This window comes from Porphyrobacter sp. THAI-01a, assembly GCF_056868655.1.
Genome location: NZ_CP180579.1, coordinates 284,690 through 300,983 on the forward strand (window position 1 = coordinate 284,690; position 16,294 = coordinate 300,983).

The following is a 16,294-nucleotide window of genomic DNA, read 5'->3' on the forward strand; positions in this document are numbered from 1 at the left end:
GACCGCCAATGGCTATCGCCTTGACGCTTCTTGCGCTGGTCGCGCTTCCCTTCGCTGCGGCGCTCGCCATCGCGCTGACCCACGGCGCGCCGCGCGCCGTCCATTCGGGCATCGCGGGTGCGGCGAGCGCCGCCGGCCTTGCACTCCTCGCCAACCTCGCCGCGCCGGTGCTGGGGGGCGAGGTGCCTGCGGCTTCGTGGGACTGGGTCCCCGCGCTGGGCATGGACCTGACCCTGATGGTCGATCCACTGGGCTGGATGTTCGCCCTGCTGATCCTCGGGATCGGACTCCTCGTGGTGATCTTCGCCCATTTCTACCTCTACCCTACCGAGGACACGGGGCGCTTCTTCGCCAGCCTGATGCTGTTCCAGGGCGCGATGCTGGGGATCGTCATCGCCGGTAACGTCCTGCTGCTGCTGGTGTTCTGGGAGATGACGAGCCTCGCCTCCTTCCTCCTGATCGGCTTCTGGCAGCACAAGCCCGAAGCCCGGCAGGGCGCGCGCATGGCGCTGGCGGTGACGGGGGGCGGGGGCCTCGCACTGATCGGGGGGATGGTGCTGCTGGGGATCGCCGCCGGCTCCTTCGATCTCGCCACGATCCTCTCCCGCGGCGCCGAGGTGAAGGCCTCGCCGCTCTATCCCGCGATCCTCGGCCTGATCCTCGTCGGCTGCTTCACCAAGTCGGCGCAGTTCCCGTTTCACTTCTGGCTGCCGCACGCGATGGCCGCGCCGACCCCGGTCAGCGCCTACCTGCACTCGGCGACGATGGTGAAGGCGGGCGTCTTCCTGCTCGCGCGGCTGTGGCCGGTGCTGGCGGGGACGGAAGCCTATACGGCGATCGTCACCTCGGTCGGCCTTGTCACCATGCTGCTCGGCGCGGGGGTGGCGCTGTTCCGGCACGATCTGAAAAGCATCCTCGCCTATTCCACCATCTCGCAGCTGGGGATGCTGGTGATGCTGCTGGGCTTCAGCCTCGAAGCCGCCGCGATGGCCGCGGTGCTGCACATCCTCAACCACGCCGCCTTCAAGGCCGCGCTGTTCATGAGCGCCGGCATCGTCGAGCACGAGACCGGCACCCGCGACATCCGCCGCCTCGGCGGGCTCGCCAAGGCGATGCCGATCACCGCCCTCGTCGCGACGCTCGCCGCCGCCTCAATGGCGGGGCTGCCGCCGCTCGGCGGGTTCATCTCCAAGGAGCTGATGCTCTACCAGACGCCCAAGCTGGCGCTGTTCGGCCTCCCCTGGCTGCTGCCGGTGCTGGCGACGCTGGGGGCGACGTTCTCGGTCGGTTACTCGCTGCGTTTCGCCGCCCACCTGTTCTTCGGTTCACCGCGCGAGGCGGAGCCCTTCGCCCGGGCGCATGATCCTTCCGCCGGGATGTGGGGCGGGCCCGCGCTGCTGACGGTGCTGGCGGTGCTGCTCGGTCTGGTGCCCATGACCCTCGCCGCTCCGCTGGTGGGCGCGGCGACCGGGGCCGTGACCGGAAGCCCCGCTCCGCTCGTCGAACTGGCGCTGTGGCACGGGCTCAACCTCGCGCTGATGCTGAGCCTGCTGGCTGTCGTGGGCGGGACGGCGCTGCTCTGGCTCCACAAGCCGCTGCTGGCGGCGTGGGAGGCCACCCCGCTCCCCGATGCCAAGCGCATGTTCCAGGCGGTGATGGCCTTCGCCGACACCTGGGTGCGCAAGGCGATCGTCGCCACCCACACGCCGCGGCTCCAGACGATGCTGCTGGCGAGCTTCACCGTGATCGTCCTCCTGATCATCGACGGCGCTGTCACCGCCGGAGGCATGCTGACGGGCACGCGCGCGCTGCTTCCTGCCTCCCCGCCCGCGTTCATCGCCTGGGCGCTGCTGATCGCGGCGACGGCTGCGGTGGTGAACGATTCGCGCAACCGGCTGCGCGTGCTGATCTATCTCAGCGTTATCGGCCTCGTCGTCAGTCTCGCCTTCGTGCAGTTCTCCGCGCCCGACCTCGCGCTGACGCAGATCTCGGTCGAGGTGGTGACGATCCTGCTGCTGCTGCTCGCGCTCAACCTCCTGCCCAAGGCGCCGCCGCTGCTGTCCTCCGCGCCGCGCAAGTGGCGCGACGGGGCACTGGCGGTGACGGGGGGCGTGCTGGTGGGCGGCATTGCCTGGGCCATGCTCACCCGCGACCCGGGGCCGAGCATCGCCGCCTATCACCTCGCCAACTCCTATTCGGGCGGAGGCGGGACCAACGTGGTCAACGTCATCCTCGTCGATTTCCGCGCCTTCGACACGCTGGGCGAGATCATCGTGCTCGGCATCGCCGGGCTCGGCATCTTCGCCCTGCTCGACACCGCTGCGACCGGCGCGGCCGGCGCGCGGCTGCGGGCGTGGCGCGAGGACATGCCGCACTCGCCCGAGCGGCATCCGATGATGCTCGTCGCCGCCAGCCGGATCATCCTGCCGCTGACGCTGACCGTCGGCATCTACCTGTTCCTGCGCGGGCACAACCAGCCGGGCGGCGGCTTCATCGCCGCCCTGGTCGTGGCGATCGCCTTCCTCGTCCAGTATCTCGCCGCCGGCTTCGACTGGTCCGACCGGCGCCTGCCTTTCGGCGAGCACCAGCTGATCGGCTGGGGCGTGCTGGCGGCGATGGCGACGGGTCTCGGCGCGATGGCGCTCGGGGCGCCGTTCCTCACCAGCTGGTTCGACTATTTCAGCCTGCCGCTGATCGGCAAGTTCGAGCTGGCGAGCGCGATGCTGTTCGATACCGGCGTGTTCCTCACGGTGCTCGGCGCGGTAATGCTGGCGCTGGCGCAGCTGAGCCATGTCGGCCAGCGCGCGGCCCGCGCCGCGCAGGCCGAGGAGGGCGGGGCATGAGCTACGAATTTCTCGTGGCGAGCGCGATCGGCGTGCTGGTGGCGGGCGGGATCTTCCTCGCCCTGCGCGCGCGCACCTTCCAGGTGGTGCTGGGGCTGACGCTGTTCTCCTATGCGGTGAACCTGTTCCTGTTCGCAAGCGGCAGGCTGGTGCTGGGCCGTCCGCCGATCTGGGACAAGGCCGTGACCGAATACACCGACCCCCTGCCGCAGGCGCTGGTGCTGACCGCCATCGTCATCACCTTCGGCATGACCGCCTTCGTTGTGATCCTTGCCCTGAGGGGCTTCCTTGAGACCGGCAGCGACCATGTCGACGGCGATTCGGTGCCCTGCGACACGCAGGACGGCCTCGCCGCCGACAGCGAGGAGACGCGGCTGTGAGCCTTGCCGCCCATCTCCCGATCCTGCCGATCGCGATCCCGGCGCTGGCCGCGCCTTTCGCCCTGCTGGCGATGCGGCGGCGGCGGGCGCTGGCGGTGGGCCTCGGCTTCGGCTCGTGCCTCGCGATGCTCGTCACCGCGCTGGCGCTGATGGCGCGGGTCTCGAACGGCACGATCCTCGCCTATGCGCTGGGTGACTGGCCCGCGCCCTTCGGCATTGTGCTGGTGGCCGACCGGCTGGCGGCGATGATGCTGGTCCTGACCGCGAGCCTCGCGCTCATCGCGCTGCTGCACGCCGTGGTCACCCGAGCCGACCGCAAGGGGTGGCATTTCCACCCGCTGTTCCAGTTCCAGCTGATGGGCCTGAACGGTGCCTTCCTGACGGGCGACCTGTTCAACCTCTTCGTCTTCTTCGAGGTGCTGCTGATCGCCTCCTACGGGTTGATGCTGCACGGGCAGGGGCCCGCGCGGCTCAAGGCGGGGGTGCAGTATGTGGTGGTGAACCTCGTCGGCTCGTCGGTGTTCCTGATCGCGCTGGGGATGCTCTATGCGCTCACCGGCACGCTCAACATGGCCGACATGGGGCTGCGGGTCGCCGCGGTACCGCCGGCGGACCAGGGGATGCTGCGGATCGCCGGGCTGCTGCTGGTCAGCGTCTTTGCGCTGAAGGCGGCGGTGGCGCCGCTCCATCTGTGGCTGCCGCGCACCTACGCCGTCTCGACCCCCGCGGTGGCGGCGCTGTTCGCGATCATGACCAAGGTCGGCGTCTATGCGATCATCCGCGTGGTGCCGCAGGTGTTCGGCGAGGCTGCGGGGGCGGCGGCCTGGGTGCCCGCGCCGTGGCTGTTCCCGGCGGCGCTGGTGAGCGCAGGCGTCGGCTTTGCCGGCGTGTTCGTCGCGCGCAGCCTTTCCGAGCAGGCCGCCTATGCCGTCATCGGCTCGACCGGCACGCTGCTGATCGCGGTTGCCGCGTGGACACCCGAAAGCCTCGGCGCGGCGCTCTATTACCTCGCCCATTCGACGCTGGCGGGCGCGGCGCTGTTCCTGGTGGCGGATGCGGCGGCGCGGCGGCGCGGGGCCTTCGGTGATACCACAAGCCCCGGCCCCGCCTTCGCCGGGCGCGGCATTGCGGCGATGCTGTTCATGGCCGCCGCGATCGCCGCGACCGGCTTGCCGCCGCTTTCGGGCTTCATCGGCAAGCTGCTGATCCTCCAATCCGTCGCCGCGCGTCCCGACTGGGGCTGGGCGTGGGGCGTGATCCTCGGCACGACCTTCATCGGCGTGATCGGTTTCGCCCGCGCGGGCAGCGCCGTGTTCTGGAAGACGGCAGAGGGTGACGCGCCCGCCGTCCGCACGCGCCGCGCCGATTTCGCGGCGCCCGCTCTCGCGCTGGTGCTGCTCGCGGCGCTCTCTGCCGGTGCGGGCTGGGCGAGCGCCTATGCCGGGGCGGCGGCGGCGCAGGTGCTCGATCCGGCGCGCAGCGCGGCGGTGGTGCTGGCGGAGGCGACGCCATGAGCCGCCTGCTGCCCCATCCCGGCCTGTCCGCCCTGCTCGTCGTCATGTGGGTGGTGATGGTCAACGACCTCACCTACGGCACGCTGTTCCTAGGCCTCGTGTTCGGCGTGCTGGTGCCGATCTTCACCGCGCCGTGGTGGCCGGGCCGACCGCAGGTGCGCTTCGTGCCGGCCCTTGCCTATTGCGGCGTGGTGCTGTGGGATATCCTCGTCGCGAACTTCCAGGTCGCCGCGATCATCCTGTTCAAACCCTCGCACGCCCTGCGCCCGGCGTGGCTCGCGGTCCCGCTCGAGCTTGCCAGCCCCGAGGCGATCACCGTCTTCGCCGGGACGATCAGCCTGACCCCCGGGACGGTCTCGGCCGATGTCTCGGCCTGCGGCAAGTACCTGCTGGTCCACGCCCTCCACGCGCCCGATCCGCAGGCCGAGATCGTCAAGGTCAAGGCACGCTACGAGGCGCGGCTCAAGGAGATCTTCCATGCTTGAGGGGGCGCTCGCCTTCGGCTTCGCGGCATTGGGTCTCGCGCTGGCGCTCAACCTGTGGCGCCTGTTCAAGGGCCCGGGCGTCGCCGACCGCATCCTCGCGCTCGACACCATGGTGATCAACGTCATCGGCCTGATCGTGCTGGCGGGCATCGCGGGCGGGAGCGGCACATCCTTCGAAGCCGCGCTGCTGCTGGCCATGGTCGGCTTCGTCGGCACGGTCGCCTATGCCAAGTTCCTGCTGCGGGGGGACATCATCGAATGAGCGACGCCGTATCCTACGCCGAGATCCTCGCCAGCGCGCTCATCGTGCTGGGCGGCGGCTTCGCTCTGGTCGGCAGCTGGGGGCTGGTCCGCCTGCCCTCGCTGATGGAGCGGCTGCACGGGCCCACCAAGGCGACGACGCTGGGGCTCGGGGCGATGCTGGTCGCCTCGGTCGCGTGGTTCCAGCTCGCGCTCGGCAGCTGGACGACGCACGAGCTGCTGATCTCGGTCTTCCTGTTCGTCACCGCGCCGATCAGCGCCAACATGATCGCCAAGGTGCACCTCCACCGGCTGCGGCAGGCCGAGCCCGGCGCGGAGCCCGGTCCCGCCGGCGTGCCCGGGCCGCCCCCGGGCCGCGCCGACTGGGCCACGCACGAGGCCCCGCATCTCGGCACGCCGGGCGATTTCGAGGGTGACTAGGCGGGCGCCAGCACGATCCGCGCAAGGCTGATCAGCGCAAACAGCGCGCCGGTCCACGTCAGCGTGTGCATGGTCGCAAGGCTCGCGATGCGGGCGACCGGGGCGTGAACGTAGTCGTCGATCAGCTCGTTCAGCCCGTATTTCACATGCTGGAAGGTCAGGCCGATCAGCAGCACCATCAGCAGCGCGTTGAGCGGATGGCGCAGCCAGCCCGTGACGGCGTCGTGCGACAGGTCCGGCAGGAGCAGGACAATGGCGGTGAGCAGCCAGGCATAGAGCACGATTAGCGCAAGCGAATTGAGCCGCACCGCGATGAAGTCTTCCGCGCCGCCCTTGCCGGGGTCGAGCCGGTGCGTCTCGTGCCGCGTGTCCTGCTTTGCCATGTGTCTCGTCCCGCTCGCCGTGCCGGGCGCATCCCTAGGCCGGGCGGGAGGCCGGCGCGCTCACATAGGTGAAGCGGGGACGAAGCGGTGCGGACAGCCGAAGCGCACAGCGCCAGCCCGTCGCGCACGTTGCAGGGTTATCGGGAAGGGAGGGCTGGAGCGGTAGCGGGAATCTTTAAATTCCACTTACCGTCTGAATTGCATAATCTTTATGGTTGCAGGAATTCAGTATACCCCCACAAATACCCCCAAAACGCTCTCCCTGTCACAAACTCTCGTCCGAGAATTAATTTCAGTTCGGTCCTGTTTCGCGCGACCTACGCCCTTGAAAAATCCGGTTCCTTACCCCGCGAAACAGGACTCTAATGCGCTCGATGACCGCTTCCTGTAACTGTGACCTACCCTATGGAATTCATTGCGGTTTGATGTTGCTGTTCGAAATCTGCGATACCCATCTTGGCGAACCTGCGGTGGGGACGTAGGCAGGGCGCGTGATCACATCAGCGCCCTTGCGAAGCTGATCCAAGTAGTCGCTCCACCATTGCGCCATATCGACGCGCTCTTTCCAGTGTGCGCCGCGGTGGTAGGCCGCTCTCACCTTGTCACTATCGCCATGGGCAAGCGCCCGCTCGATTGCATCGGGGCTCCACTTGCCGCTTTCGTTCAACAGGGTGGAGGCCATGGCGCGGAAGCCGTGGGCGGTCATTTCGTCGGTGGTGTAGCCCAGCCGCCGCAGCGCCGCGTTCAAGGTGTTGTCGCTCATGGCGCGGGTGCGGCTACGGATCGAATGGAACACGTAGCCGCTCGGCCCTGTCACTTCGAACACCTCGCGCAGGATCGCCACCGATTGCCTCGAAAGGGGGACATGGTGAGCCTTGCGCATCTTGGTCTTGCCAGCCGGGATCACCCAAAGAGCCTGATCCAGATCGATATCGGCCCATTCTGCATGGCGAATCTCGCCGGGGCGAACGAACACATGGGGCGCGAGCTGCAAGGCGAGCTTGGTGATGCCGCTACCCTCATACCCATCGATGGCGCGCAACAGATCACCCACTTTCGCCGCGTCTGTGATCGCGCCGTAATGGGTGACTTTCGGCGCGGTAAGCGCCCCGCGCAAATCACGGGTAGGGTCTGATCGCAGGCGCGCCGTTGCCACGGCGTAGCGGAACACCATGCTGGAAAGCTGCAAGGTGCGCCGCGCGCTCTCCAGATTGCCCTTGTTCTCGATCTTGCGGATCGCGGCGAGGATATCGGCTGGTTCAATGTCGGTGATGGGCAGGCTGCCGATCGAACCATTAAGCAGGGACAGCAGATATTCGCTGCGCGTGGCCGTCGCGGGAGCCCAGCCTTTCTCCCCATCGCGCCGACGCTTGGCGCAATACTCGTCCGCGATAGCCTTGAATGTGTCGGCGGCTTCCATCCTCGCGCGGATCTTGTCGCGCTGTTTCTCGCGCGAGGGGTCTTTGCCTTTGGCGAGCAAGGCCCGCGCATCTTCCCGCCGCTTGCGGGCATCGCCCAAGCCGACTGCCGGATAGGCCCCCATGGCCAGCAGCTTTTCCTTGCCCTCGAACCGATATTTGAAGCGCCAGAGTTTGCCGCCAGCCGGGGTGATGAGAAGGAACATGCCCTTTTCATCGCTAAGCTTAATGGCCTTTGGGCCGGGCTTTGCCTGCCGGATCGCTACATCGGTAAGGGGCATTTGCGAGCGCGCCTTTGCTGTCCTGATACCCCCATGGGCGGGGGTATTGCATCGGCTCTCCACTGATACCCCCTCAATCATACCCCCACCGCATCGCGGCAGGGGGCGAAAGCGAGTGAACCGGTGTGAACCGATTACGCGGAAATATCAGGCTTTCTGAGGGATTGTCTAGGCGGCTATGAGCGCCTGTGAACGGGGAAGTGGAGCGGGTAGCGGGAATCGAACCCGCATAGCCAGCTTGGAAGGCTGGAGCTTTACCACTAAGCTATACCCGCTCGGGCTCAGGACGCGCCCATGCCACCGGGGGAGGGCGTGCGTCAACACTTCTGGTCAGGCGCGGTCCACCGCGAGGTTGTCGATCAGGCGCGTGCCGCCGATCCGGGCCGCCACCAGCAGCCGCGCCGGATCGCCGCCGAGCGCATCGAGCGGGGCAAGCGAGCGGCTGTCGGCGAGGACGGCGTAATCGACGCTGGAAAAGCCCGCCGCGATCAGCGCCGCCTGCAAATCCGAAAGCGCCCCGGCCACATCGGCGCCGCCGCCGATCGCGCCTGCCGCCTCGCGCATCGCGCGCGGGAGGGCGGCGGCGGCGGCGCGCTGGTCGGCGGTCAGGTAGCGGTTGCGGCTCGACATCGCGAGCCCGTCCGCCTCCCGCACTGTCGGCACGCCGATGATGCTGTCGACATGGGGCCGTGTCAGATCGAGGTCGCGCGCCATTGCCCGGATCACGGCGAGCTGCTGGAAATCCTTCTCGCCGAAGAAGGCCATGTCGGGGGCAACCTGGTTGAAGAGCTTGCACACGACGGTCGCCACCCCGTCGAAGTGCCCGGGCCGGGCCGCGCCGCACAGGCCCTCGCTGACACTGGCGACGCTGATATTGGTGACGAAGCCCGCCGGATACATCGCCGCCACGTCCGGCGCCCACAGCAGCGCGACGCCCTCGGCCTCGAGCATCGCGGCGTCGACGGCGAGCTGGCGGGGGTAGGCGTCGAGGTCCTCGTTCGCGCCGAACTGCTTCGGATTGACGAAGATCGAGGCGACCACGTGGTCGGCCTCGGCCTTCGCGCGGCGCACCAGCGTGAGGTGGCCCTCGTGCAGCGCGCCCATCGTCGGGGCCAGCGCGATCGTCGCATCGCCGACACGCAAATGTGCCAAAGCGGTTCTCAACATTTGCAACGTCTTGACCGTTTGCACCGTCAGGCCTCCAAGGATAATGCCGAAGCACGCCCTAGCGGCGCCAGCTGTCCCATTTCAAGCCGCTCCGCCGAGAGACCCGCGCAAGAAAACCGCCATGCCGCCCGCCCAGTCCCAGCAGCCCCAGACGGCCCCGCGCTCCCTCAGGCAGGGGCAGGCGCACCGCATCGTCTTCGCCAACGAGAAGGGCGGCACTGGAAAGTCGACCACCGCGGTCCATGTCGCGGTCGCGCTCTCCTATCTCGGCGCGCGGGTGGCCTCGATCGATCTCGATCCGCGCCAGCGCACCATGCACCGCTATATCGAGAACCGGCTGGCGACGCTCGAAAAGCGCGGCCTGACGCTGCCGACCCCGGCCTGCGAGGTGTTTCGCGGCAACGGCACGGGCGACCTGATGGCATTGATCCGCCGGCTCGAGGCCTCGTGCGATTTCCTGATCATCGACAACCCCGGGCGCGACGATCCCTTTGCCCGCATCGCAGTCGAGCACGCCGACACCCTGGTCACGCCGATGAACGACAGCTTCGTCGATTTCGACCTGATCGGCCAGGTCGATGCCGAGACCTTCAAGGTCAAGAAGCTCTCCTTCTTCGCCGAGCTGATCTGGGAGGCGCGGATGAAGCGCAGCCGGATGACGATCGAACAGCAGCGCCCCGAGATGGACTGGATCGTGGTGCGCAACCGCACCGGCCATGTCGAAGCGAGGAACCAGGCGCGCCTGCACAAGGCGCTGGGCGAGATGTCCAAGCGCGTCGGCTTCCGGGTGACGCAGGGTCTTTCCGAACGCGTGATCTACCGCGAGCTTTTCCCCTCGGGGCTGACGCTGCTCGACAAGGGGCACCTCGGCGAGCTCGGAACCAGCCACCTCATCGCCCGGCAGGAGCTGCGCGCACTGGTCAAGGCGCTGGCCCTGCCGCAGTTCAGCCGCGAACAGGGCGAGCTGGAGCTGGCCTGAGCCGATGCTGCGCGCGCTGATCCTGATTGCCGCCGTGTGCATCTTCTGCCGCTGGGCTTTCGGCAAGTGGCCGTGGGATTTCCTGCGGCCCGCGCCGACCCGCATCCAGGCGATATCCCGTGCCCGCAAGCTGCTGGGTGTCGCGGCCGGGGCGGAGCGCGAGGAGATCATCGCCGCCCATCGCCGGCTCACCGCGCTGGTGCATCCCGACCGGGGCGGGACGACCGCGGCGATGCAGGAGGCGAACGCCGCGCGCGATCTGCTACTCGACGAACTGCCTCATCCGCGCGACGGGGCGGACGTCTGACTGGCCTCCGGGTGGCATCGCAGAGTTGACACAATCGCGAGGCAGGGGTTTGGCAGAATAGTGGACTGTGCGGGGGAATGTCCGGGCCGGCCGATCCGTTGAACGGACGGGCGCCCGATCCCTGCCGATGCACCAATAACCCGATCACCGCCCCGACGCGGGCAAGGAGAACCTCTCGATCATGCAACACCATTTCCACCCCACCGTGCTGCGCGAATACGACATTCGCGGGATCATCGGCGAGACCCTCGGCGCGGACGATGCGCGGGCGATCGGCCGGGCCTTCGGCACGCTGCTGCGCGAGGCGGGGGGGAAGACCGTGGCGGTGGGTTATGACGGGCGCGTCAGCTCGCCGATGCTCGAGCATGCGCTGGTCGAGGGGCTGACCGCGAGCGGGTGCGATGTGGTGCGGATCGGCATGGGGGCGACCCCGATGCTCTATTACGCCGAAGCCTCAGACGAACAGGTGGATGGCGGCATTCAGATAACTGGCAGCCACAATCCCCCCAATTACAATGGCTTCAAGATGGTATTTCTCGGGCGCCCGTTCTTCGGCGCCGATATCCAGAAGCTCGGGAAACTGGCAGCAGACGGGGCGTTCGCCAGCGGCACCGGTGAGGTGACCACGCGCGACATCCTTGGCGAGTATGTCGAGCGCCTGCTCCAGGGTCTGGCCGGGATCGAAGCCGGGAAGCTCGAAGGCCTGCGCGTCGGCTGGGATGCCGGGAACGGTGCCGCCGGCCCCGCTCTCGAGGCGCTGGCCGCCCGGCTGCCGGGGGAACACCATCTGCTCTTTACCGAAGTTGACGGCCATTTTCCCAACCACCATCCTGATCCGACTGTCGAGACCAACCTGACCGATCTGCGCGCGCTCGTCTCGGCAAAGAACCTCGATTTCGGAGTGGCTTTCGACGGCGATGGCGACCGCATCGGCGCGATCGACGGCGAAGGCCGGGTGATCTGGGGCGACCAGCTGCTGATGATCTATGCCGAGGACGTGCTGAAAACCCGCCCCGGCGCGACGGTTATCGCCGACGTGAAGGCGAGCCGCGCGCTGTTCGACCGCGTCGCCGAACTCGGCGGGCAGCCGCTGATGTGGAAGACCGGCCACTCGCTGATCAAATCCAAAATGAAGGAAACTGCCGCGCCGCTGGCCGGCGAGATGAGCGGGCACGTGTTCTTCGCCGACGAATATTACGGCTTCGACGACGCGCTCTATGCCGGGGTCCGGCTCCTCGCGGCGGCGGCGCGTCTGGGCAAGTCGGTCACCGAGCTGCGCGGCGCCATACCGCCGATGCTCAACACGCCCGAAATGCGCTTCCAGGTCGACGAGAGCCGCAAGTTCGCGGCGATGGAGGAGATCGCCGGGCGCCTCACCGGCAATCCCGGCCCAGAGGTCGAGAGCGTGAACACCACCGACGGTGTGCGCGTCAACACCGCCGACGGCTGGTGGCTGCTGCGCGCCTCGAACACGCAGGACGTGCTGGTCGCCCGCGCCGAGAGCGACAGCGAGGCGGGGCTCGAACGCCTGCTCGCGCAAATCGATGCGCAGCTGGCGCTTTCGGGGCTGGAGCGCGGCGAGAGCGTCGGCCACTAGCGTTCCGGAACGCCTGCAATTCCAATTGCCTGACGGCCGGCCTGCGCTATGACGGCTGCCATGCTCGTGGGGATCGATCTTGGCACCACCAACAGCGCGGTCGCGCTGTGGCGTGATGGTGCGCCCGCGCTCGTTCCCAATGCGCTGGGCAACATGCTCACTCCCTCGGCAGTCAGCCTGTCGCGTGATGGCCAGAGCTGGGTCGGCGAGGCCGCGCTCGACCGGATGGCGACCCACCCGGCGGACACGGTCACCAGTTTCAAGCGGATGATGGGCACCGCCTCGACCGTGACGCTGGCCGGCACCACGCTGACGCCGGAGGACCTTTCGGCCATGGTGCTTCGCAGCCTTGCCGACGATGTCGAGGCGGCGACGGGCGAGCGGCCCACCGCGGCGGTCATCACCGTGCCGGCCTATTTCAACGAGCGCCAGCGCCGCGCCACCCGGCGGGCGGGCGAGATCGCGGGGCTCGAGGTCAGGCGCCTCATCAACGAGCCGACGGCCGCAGCGCTCGCCTTCGGCCTTGCCGACAAGGGCGACCGCGAGCCCTTCCTCGTGTTCGATCTCGGCGGGGGGACCTTTGACGTCTCGATCGTCGAGATGTTCGAAGGCATCGTCGAGGTGCGCGCCTCGGCCGGGGACAACCGGCTCGGGGGTGACGATTTCGACGCAGTGCTGGTCCGGCTGGCCGAACCGCTGCTGGACGCGGGCGTGCTCGAGCGCCTGCCCGCCGATCGCCGCCACGCCCTGCTGACCCTCGCCGCCGAACGCACCCGCCGCGCGCTCACCACTGCCGAGGAGGCCGAGTTCACCGTGGTGGTGGATGGCGAGGCGCTCACCACCCGTGTCACCACCGAAGCCTTCGAGGAGGCCGCCGCCGGGCTCGTGAAGCGCCTGCGCGATCCGGTGATCCGCGCGCTGCGCGACAGCCATATCGACGTGAAGGCCCTGTCCGACATCGTGCTGGTCGGCGGCGCGACGCGGATGCCGGTCGTCAGGAAGGCGCTCACCCGGATGTTCGGGCGCTTCCCCAATGCGACCGTCCACCCGGATCACGCGGTCGCGCTCGGCGCGGCGATCCAGGCGGGGCTGCTGTCGGGGGGCGGGGGGCTCGAGGAGATCCGCATCACCGACGTCGCGCCCTTCACGCTCGGGGTGAACACCTCGACCCGCGATGCGCATGGGCGCTTCCACGACGACATCTTCGCGCCGATCATCGAGCGCAACACACCCGTGCCCGCCAGCCGCATGGAGCGGTTCTTCACCCTCGGCGACAACCAGCGGCAGGTGACCTTCGCGATCTACCAGGGCGAGGCGCGCGACGTGAAGAAGAACGTAAAGCTCGGCGAGCTGACCGTGCCGGTGCCGCCGCGTCCGGCCGGGGAGGTGGGGGTCAACGTCCGCTTCACCTACGACACCAGCGGGCTGCTGGAGGTCGACGTGGCGGTGCCGGAGACCGGCCTCACCCGCAATCTCGTGATCGTCGACGAGGAGGACCGGCGCAGCAAGGGCGACATCGCCGAGAGCCGCAAGCGGCTCGAAAAGCTCAAGGTCCACCCCCGCGATCAGGCGGAGAATGTCGCACTGCTGGCGCGGGCCGAACGGGCCTACGAGGGCTTCACCGGCCATGTGCGCGACGTGATCGGGCAGGCCCTGACCGAATTCCAGGGCGCGCTCGACAGCCAGGAGCCGCGCCGGATCGCCGATGCGCGCGAGGGCCTCGTGCGGCTGCTCGACGAGATCGACGCCCGCTCTCCGCTATGAATGCCGCCGCCTTCCCGTGGAACCGGCTCGGGATCGGCCCGACCGCCGACACGGGTGCGATCCGCAAGGCCTATGCCGATGCCCTGCGCGCGATCGATCCCGATGCGGACATCGCCGGCTTCGCCGAGCTTCGCCGCGCCCGCGACGAGGCGCTGTGGCTGGCCGCGCACGGCGACGGGGGCGGGGCGGAGGAGGAGGAAGGCGATTACGGCATCGGCGGTTGGGACGACGATGCGGCAGAGGCATGGGACGACAGCCCGGCCGCGCTACACCCCGATCCGCTCGCGCCGGTCGACCCCGGCGTCATGCCCGAACGCAGCGAAGCGCAGCAGCGCGCCGAGGCGGCGTGGAATGCGCTTGTCGGCGTGCTCTACCCCGATGGCGCGGCGAGCGAGGAGGCCGTCAGCCATGCCGAGCTGGCCGAGGGCCTTGCCGCGCTCGAAACCCTGATCGCGCGCGCCGAGGAAGCCGACCTTGCCGAGCACGATGCGCTCGACAGCGGGCTTGCCGAGCTTTTCGCCAGCACCTGGCCGCGCTCTGCGCCCTTCGTCGAACCGGCCAGTGCGGCGTTCCACTGGCTGGACGAATCCGGCCATCTCGAGGAACGCTGGGCGCTGCGCTTCCTAAACCAGCGCCTCAAGGGGATGCGCTTTCACGAAAAGGTGCAGCAGGCCGACCATCCGCTTCACCGGGCGTGGGTGGAGCTGTCGCGGCCGGGCCGGGCCAGCTGGCGCGACCGGCTGCGGGTGAAGCGGCTCGACGTGCACAAGCTGCTGACCGGCATCCGCGAACGCTATCCCGAACTCGAGGCGCATCTCGATCCCGAGCGGGTCGCCTCGTGGGACGGTGGCAGCGCCAGTGTCGGCGAAGGGCGGACCAGCGCCGGGCGCGGATTCGTCGGCGCGCTGGCGGCGGTGCTGCTGGTCTTCGCGCTGGCTCGGGTGGCGGCGAGCCTGGTGGCGATCATTGCCCCCGGAGAGGCCGCGCCGCCGCCGGTGGTCGACGCCGCGCAGATCGACGCCGGGGTCGCGGCGATCTTCGGGCCGGGCACGGGGATGGCGGAGGTACGTGCCGCCGATCCGCAATTTGCCGAGGAGCTGGGCTTTGTGCTCGGCCGAACCGAAAGCGAGGCGCTCAACATGGTGCGCCTGAAGGCGCTCGGGTCGGCCGAGGTCGCCGATGCCGATGCGCTGGCGGTGCGGATCGATCTCAAGGCCATCTGGTTCGCCGCCGCGCAGCGCCAATCGGACGAGGCCTGCCGCAAGGTCGCAAGAGGCGATTTTCTGGGTCTGCGGCTCGAACTCCCCGATTCCGAGCGCGCCCGCGAACAGGCGCTGCTGCGCCAGCTGCTCGAGGCGCGCCTGCTCGGCCACACGCCGAAGGGCGGGAAGACGCGCTATGCCGTGCCGGGCTGGCTCGCCGCCGAGACGCTGCGGCTGAGCGGCCTCTCGCAGGAGGCGCTGGTCGCGGCGCTGGCCGATCCCGACAGCCCGGACCGGTGCAAGGCGGAAAGCGCGCTGGTGGAGGCGGTGCGCGCCGCACCCGGGCGGGTGCCGGTGGAGGTGCTCAAGGGCCTGTGACGCCCCTTGGCCGCTTGGGCTGGCGGCGGCGCGCGGGTTGCGGCACAAGGGGCGCGCATTTCGCCACAAGGGGAGCAAGGATATGATTCGTCGCCTTTTCATCGGCATGGCAGGGGCCGCCGCGCTGGCGCTCGCCCCGCAGCCGCTCGCCGCCCAGGCCGATCCTTCGGCGCAGGAGATGGATCAGGCGATGGCCGCGCTCGGCGCCATGTTCCCGGCCGAGCCGCTCACCCCCGAACAGGAGGCCCGACTGCCGCAGACGCAGCGCATCATCAACCGCATGATCCCCGAAGGCACCCTCGGCGAGATGATGGGCGGGATGTTCGACAAGATGCTCGGCCCGATCCTCGGGGCGGCCGGCGCGCCTGCGATCGACGCCGTGGTGGAGGGCACGGGCCTCGGCGCCGACACGCTCGATCTCACCGCCGAACAGTCCGAAGAACTCGCCCGCCTGTTCGATCCCGCCTATGCCGAACGCCACGCGCGTGAGGTGGCGCTGATGCCCGCCCTGATGCGCGACATGATGACGGTGATGGAGCCGACCATGCGCAAGGCCATGTCCGAGCTCTACGCGATCCACTTCACCCAGAAGGAACTCGACGACATCGAGGCCTTCTTCCAGACCGACAGCGGCACGGCCTATGCCCGCAAGAGCTTCACCATGTCGAGCGATCCGCGCATCATCAGCGCGACGATGGAATCGCTGCCGCAGATGATGGGCGCCTTTGCCGGGATGGAGCAGAAGATGGCTGCGGCGGTCGCCGATCTGCCCGCCAAGCGCGGCTTCGACGCGCTCTCCAAGGCCGAGCAGGCGCGGGTTGCCGCGATCACCGGCCGCAGCGTCGCCGAGATCAGGGAAGGCCTCGCCGCACGCGACGCCGAATAGGCCGCGCGAGGCTTGTGAGGCGGGGGCCG

At 68.8% G+C, this 16,294-nt stretch carries 15 protein-coding genes and 1 tRNA gene; 12 read left to right on the forward strand and 4 right to left on the reverse strand.

The genetic code is table 11. The features are described from left to right. The first annotated feature begins 8 nt into the window (after positions 1-8). From ACMX37_RS01405 to ACMX37_RS01430, 6 genes are read left to right on the forward strand one after another with little or no spacing between them, the layout of a single operon-like run. A complete protein-coding gene (locus ACMX37_RS01405) occupies positions 9-2,843 on the forward strand; it encodes a monovalent cation/H+ antiporter subunit A (RefSeq protein ID WP_483147189.1) in 2,835 nt (944 codons plus the stop codon). Then, positions 2,840-3,223 (forward strand): Na+/H+ antiporter subunit C, encoded by a 384-nt coding sequence (locus ACMX37_RS01410; protein ID WP_483147190.1) that lies wholly within the window; start codon positions 2,840-2,842, stop codon positions 3,221-3,223. The genes ACMX37_RS01405 and ACMX37_RS01410 overlap by 4 nt, the downstream gene beginning before the upstream one ends. Next, positions 3,220-4,737: a monovalent cation/H+ antiporter subunit D gene (locus tag ACMX37_RS01415; RefSeq protein ID WP_483147191.1), complete on the forward strand. Its 1,518-nt coding sequence runs from the start codon at positions 3,220-3,222 to the stop codon at positions 4,735-4,737. The genes ACMX37_RS01410 and ACMX37_RS01415 overlap by 4 nt, the downstream gene beginning before the upstream one ends. Next, complete coding sequence (locus tag ACMX37_RS01420; RefSeq protein ID WP_483147192.1) at positions 4,734-5,222, forward strand: Na+/H+ antiporter subunit E; 489 nt, start codon at positions 4,734-4,736, stop codon at positions 5,220-5,222. The genes ACMX37_RS01415 and ACMX37_RS01420 overlap by 4 nt, the downstream gene beginning before the upstream one ends. Further along, entirely contained in the window at positions 5,215-5,484 is a 270-nt protein-coding gene (locus ACMX37_RS01425; RefSeq protein ID WP_483147193.1) for a K+/H+ antiporter subunit F, read from the forward strand. Before ACMX37_RS01420 ends, ACMX37_RS01425 begins: the two co-directional genes overlap by 8 nt. Continuing rightward, positions 5,481-5,903, forward strand: a complete 423-nt coding sequence (locus tag ACMX37_RS01430; RefSeq protein ID WP_483147194.1) for a Na+/H+ antiporter subunit G — start codon at positions 5,481-5,483, stop codon at positions 5,901-5,903. Before ACMX37_RS01425 ends, ACMX37_RS01430 begins: the two co-directional genes overlap by 4 nt. Here ACMX37_RS01430 and sdhD read toward each other — a convergent pair. The 4 genes from sdhD to panC all read right to left on the reverse strand — a co-directional run bounded on the left by sdhD (position 5,900) and on the right by panC (position 9,176). Beyond that, positions 5,900-6,286 (reverse strand): succinate dehydrogenase, hydrophobic membrane anchor protein, encoded by a 387-nt coding sequence (sdhD, locus tag ACMX37_RS01435; RefSeq protein ID WP_483147195.1) that lies wholly within the window; start codon positions 6,284-6,286, stop codon positions 5,900-5,902. The genes ACMX37_RS01430 and sdhD overlap by 4 nt on opposite strands. 412 nt (positions 6,287-6,698) lie before the next feature. Next, positions 6,699-7,985: a tyrosine-type recombinase/integrase gene (locus ACMX37_RS01440; protein ID WP_483147196.1), complete on the reverse strand. Its 1,287-nt coding sequence runs from the start codon at positions 7,983-7,985 to the stop codon at positions 6,699-6,701. 201 nt (positions 7,986-8,186) lie between these two features. Beyond that, positions 8,187-8,260 (reverse strand) — tRNA-Gly (locus tag ACMX37_RS01445). Between the two features lie 55 nt (positions 8,261-8,315). Continuing rightward, entirely contained in the window at positions 8,316-9,176 is an 861-nt protein-coding gene (panC, locus tag ACMX37_RS01450) for a pantoate--beta-alanine ligase (protein ID WP_483147197.1), read from the reverse strand. Positions 9,177-9,273: 97 nt separating this feature from the next. Here panC and ACMX37_RS01455 point away from each other — a divergent pair, with 97 nt between their 5' ends. From ACMX37_RS01455 to ACMX37_RS01480, 6 genes are all read left to right on the forward strand, one after another. Then, positions 9,274-10,131, forward strand: a complete 858-nt coding sequence (locus ACMX37_RS01455) for a division plane positioning ATPase MipZ (protein ID WP_483147198.1) — start codon at positions 9,274-9,276, stop codon at positions 10,129-10,131. 4 nt (positions 10,132-10,135) lie between these two features. Then, entirely contained in the window at positions 10,136-10,438 is a 303-nt protein-coding gene (locus tag ACMX37_RS01460; RefSeq protein WP_483147199.1) for a J domain-containing protein, read from the forward strand. A gap of 181 nt (positions 10,439-10,619) precedes the next feature. Beyond that, a complete protein-coding gene (gene pgmG, locus ACMX37_RS01465) occupies positions 10,620-12,035 on the forward strand; it encodes a phosphoglucomutase/phosphomannomutase PgmG (protein WP_483147200.1) in 1,416 nt (471 codons plus the stop codon). A 48-nt stretch (positions 12,036-12,083) separates the two neighbouring features. Next, positions 12,084-13,799 carry an Hsp70 family protein gene (locus ACMX37_RS01470; protein WP_483147201.1) on the forward strand — a complete coding sequence of 572 codons (1,716 nt, stop codon included), beginning with the start codon at positions 12,084-12,086 and terminating at the stop codon, positions 13,797-13,799. After that, complete coding sequence (locus ACMX37_RS01475) at positions 13,796-15,379, forward strand: hypothetical protein (RefSeq protein ID WP_483147202.1); 1,584 nt, start codon at positions 13,796-13,798, stop codon at positions 15,377-15,379. Before ACMX37_RS01470 ends, ACMX37_RS01475 begins: the two co-directional genes overlap by 4 nt. An 82-nt stretch (positions 15,380-15,461) precedes the next feature. Continuing rightward, positions 15,462-16,265, forward strand: coding sequence for a DUF2059 domain-containing protein (locus ACMX37_RS01480; protein ID WP_483147203.1), 804 nt, complete (start codon positions 15,462-15,464; stop codon positions 16,263-16,265). The last annotated feature ends 29 nt before the right edge of the window (positions 16,266-16,294 follow it).

What these genes read in the sequence shown, in the direction of transcription:
- ACMX37_RS01405 (WP_483147189.1), top strand. Translation starts at nt 9, where the DNA reads ATGGCTATCGCCTTGACGCTTCTTGCGCTGGTCGCGCTTCCCTTCGCT.
- ACMX37_RS01410 (WP_483147190.1), top strand. Translation starts at nt 2,840, where the DNA reads ATGAGCTACGAATTTCTCGTGGCGAGCGCGATCGGCGTGCTGGTGGCG.
- ACMX37_RS01420 (WP_483147192.1), top strand. Translation starts at nt 4,734, where the DNA reads ATGAGCCGCCTGCTGCCCCATCCCGGCCTGTCCGCCCTGCTCGTCGTC.
- ACMX37_RS01425 (WP_483147193.1), top strand. Translation starts at nt 5,215, where the DNA reads ATGCTTGAGGGGGCGCTCGCCTTCGGCTTCGCGGCATTGGGTCTCGCG.
- ACMX37_RS01430 (WP_483147194.1), top strand. Translation starts at nt 5,481, where the DNA reads ATGAGCGACGCCGTATCCTACGCCGAGATCCTCGCCAGCGCGCTCATC.
- sdhD (WP_483147195.1), bottom strand. Translation starts at nt 6,286, where the DNA reads ATGGCAAAGCAGGACACGCGGCACGAGACGCACCGGCTCGACCCCGGC.
- ACMX37_RS01440 (WP_483147196.1), bottom strand. Translation starts at nt 7,985, where the DNA reads ATGCCCCTTACCGATGTAGCGATCCGGCAGGCAAAGCCCGGCCCAAAG.
- ACMX37_RS01455 (WP_483147198.1), top strand. Translation starts at nt 9,274, where the DNA reads ATGCCGCCCGCCCAGTCCCAGCAGCCCCAGACGGCCCCGCGCTCCCTC.
- ACMX37_RS01460 (WP_483147199.1), top strand. Translation starts at nt 10,136, where the DNA reads ATGCTGCGCGCGCTGATCCTGATTGCCGCCGTGTGCATCTTCTGCCGC.
- pgmG (WP_483147200.1), top strand. Translation starts at nt 10,620, where the DNA reads ATGCAACACCATTTCCACCCCACCGTGCTGCGCGAATACGACATTCGC.
- ACMX37_RS01470 (WP_483147201.1), top strand. Translation starts at nt 12,084, where the DNA reads ATGACGGCTGCCATGCTCGTGGGGATCGATCTTGGCACCACCAACAGC.
- ACMX37_RS01475 (WP_483147202.1), top strand. Translation starts at nt 13,796, where the DNA reads ATGAATGCCGCCGCCTTCCCGTGGAACCGGCTCGGGATCGGCCCGACC.
- ACMX37_RS01480 (WP_483147203.1), top strand. Translation starts at nt 15,462, where the DNA reads ATGATTCGTCGCCTTTTCATCGGCATGGCAGGGGCCGCCGCGCTGGCG.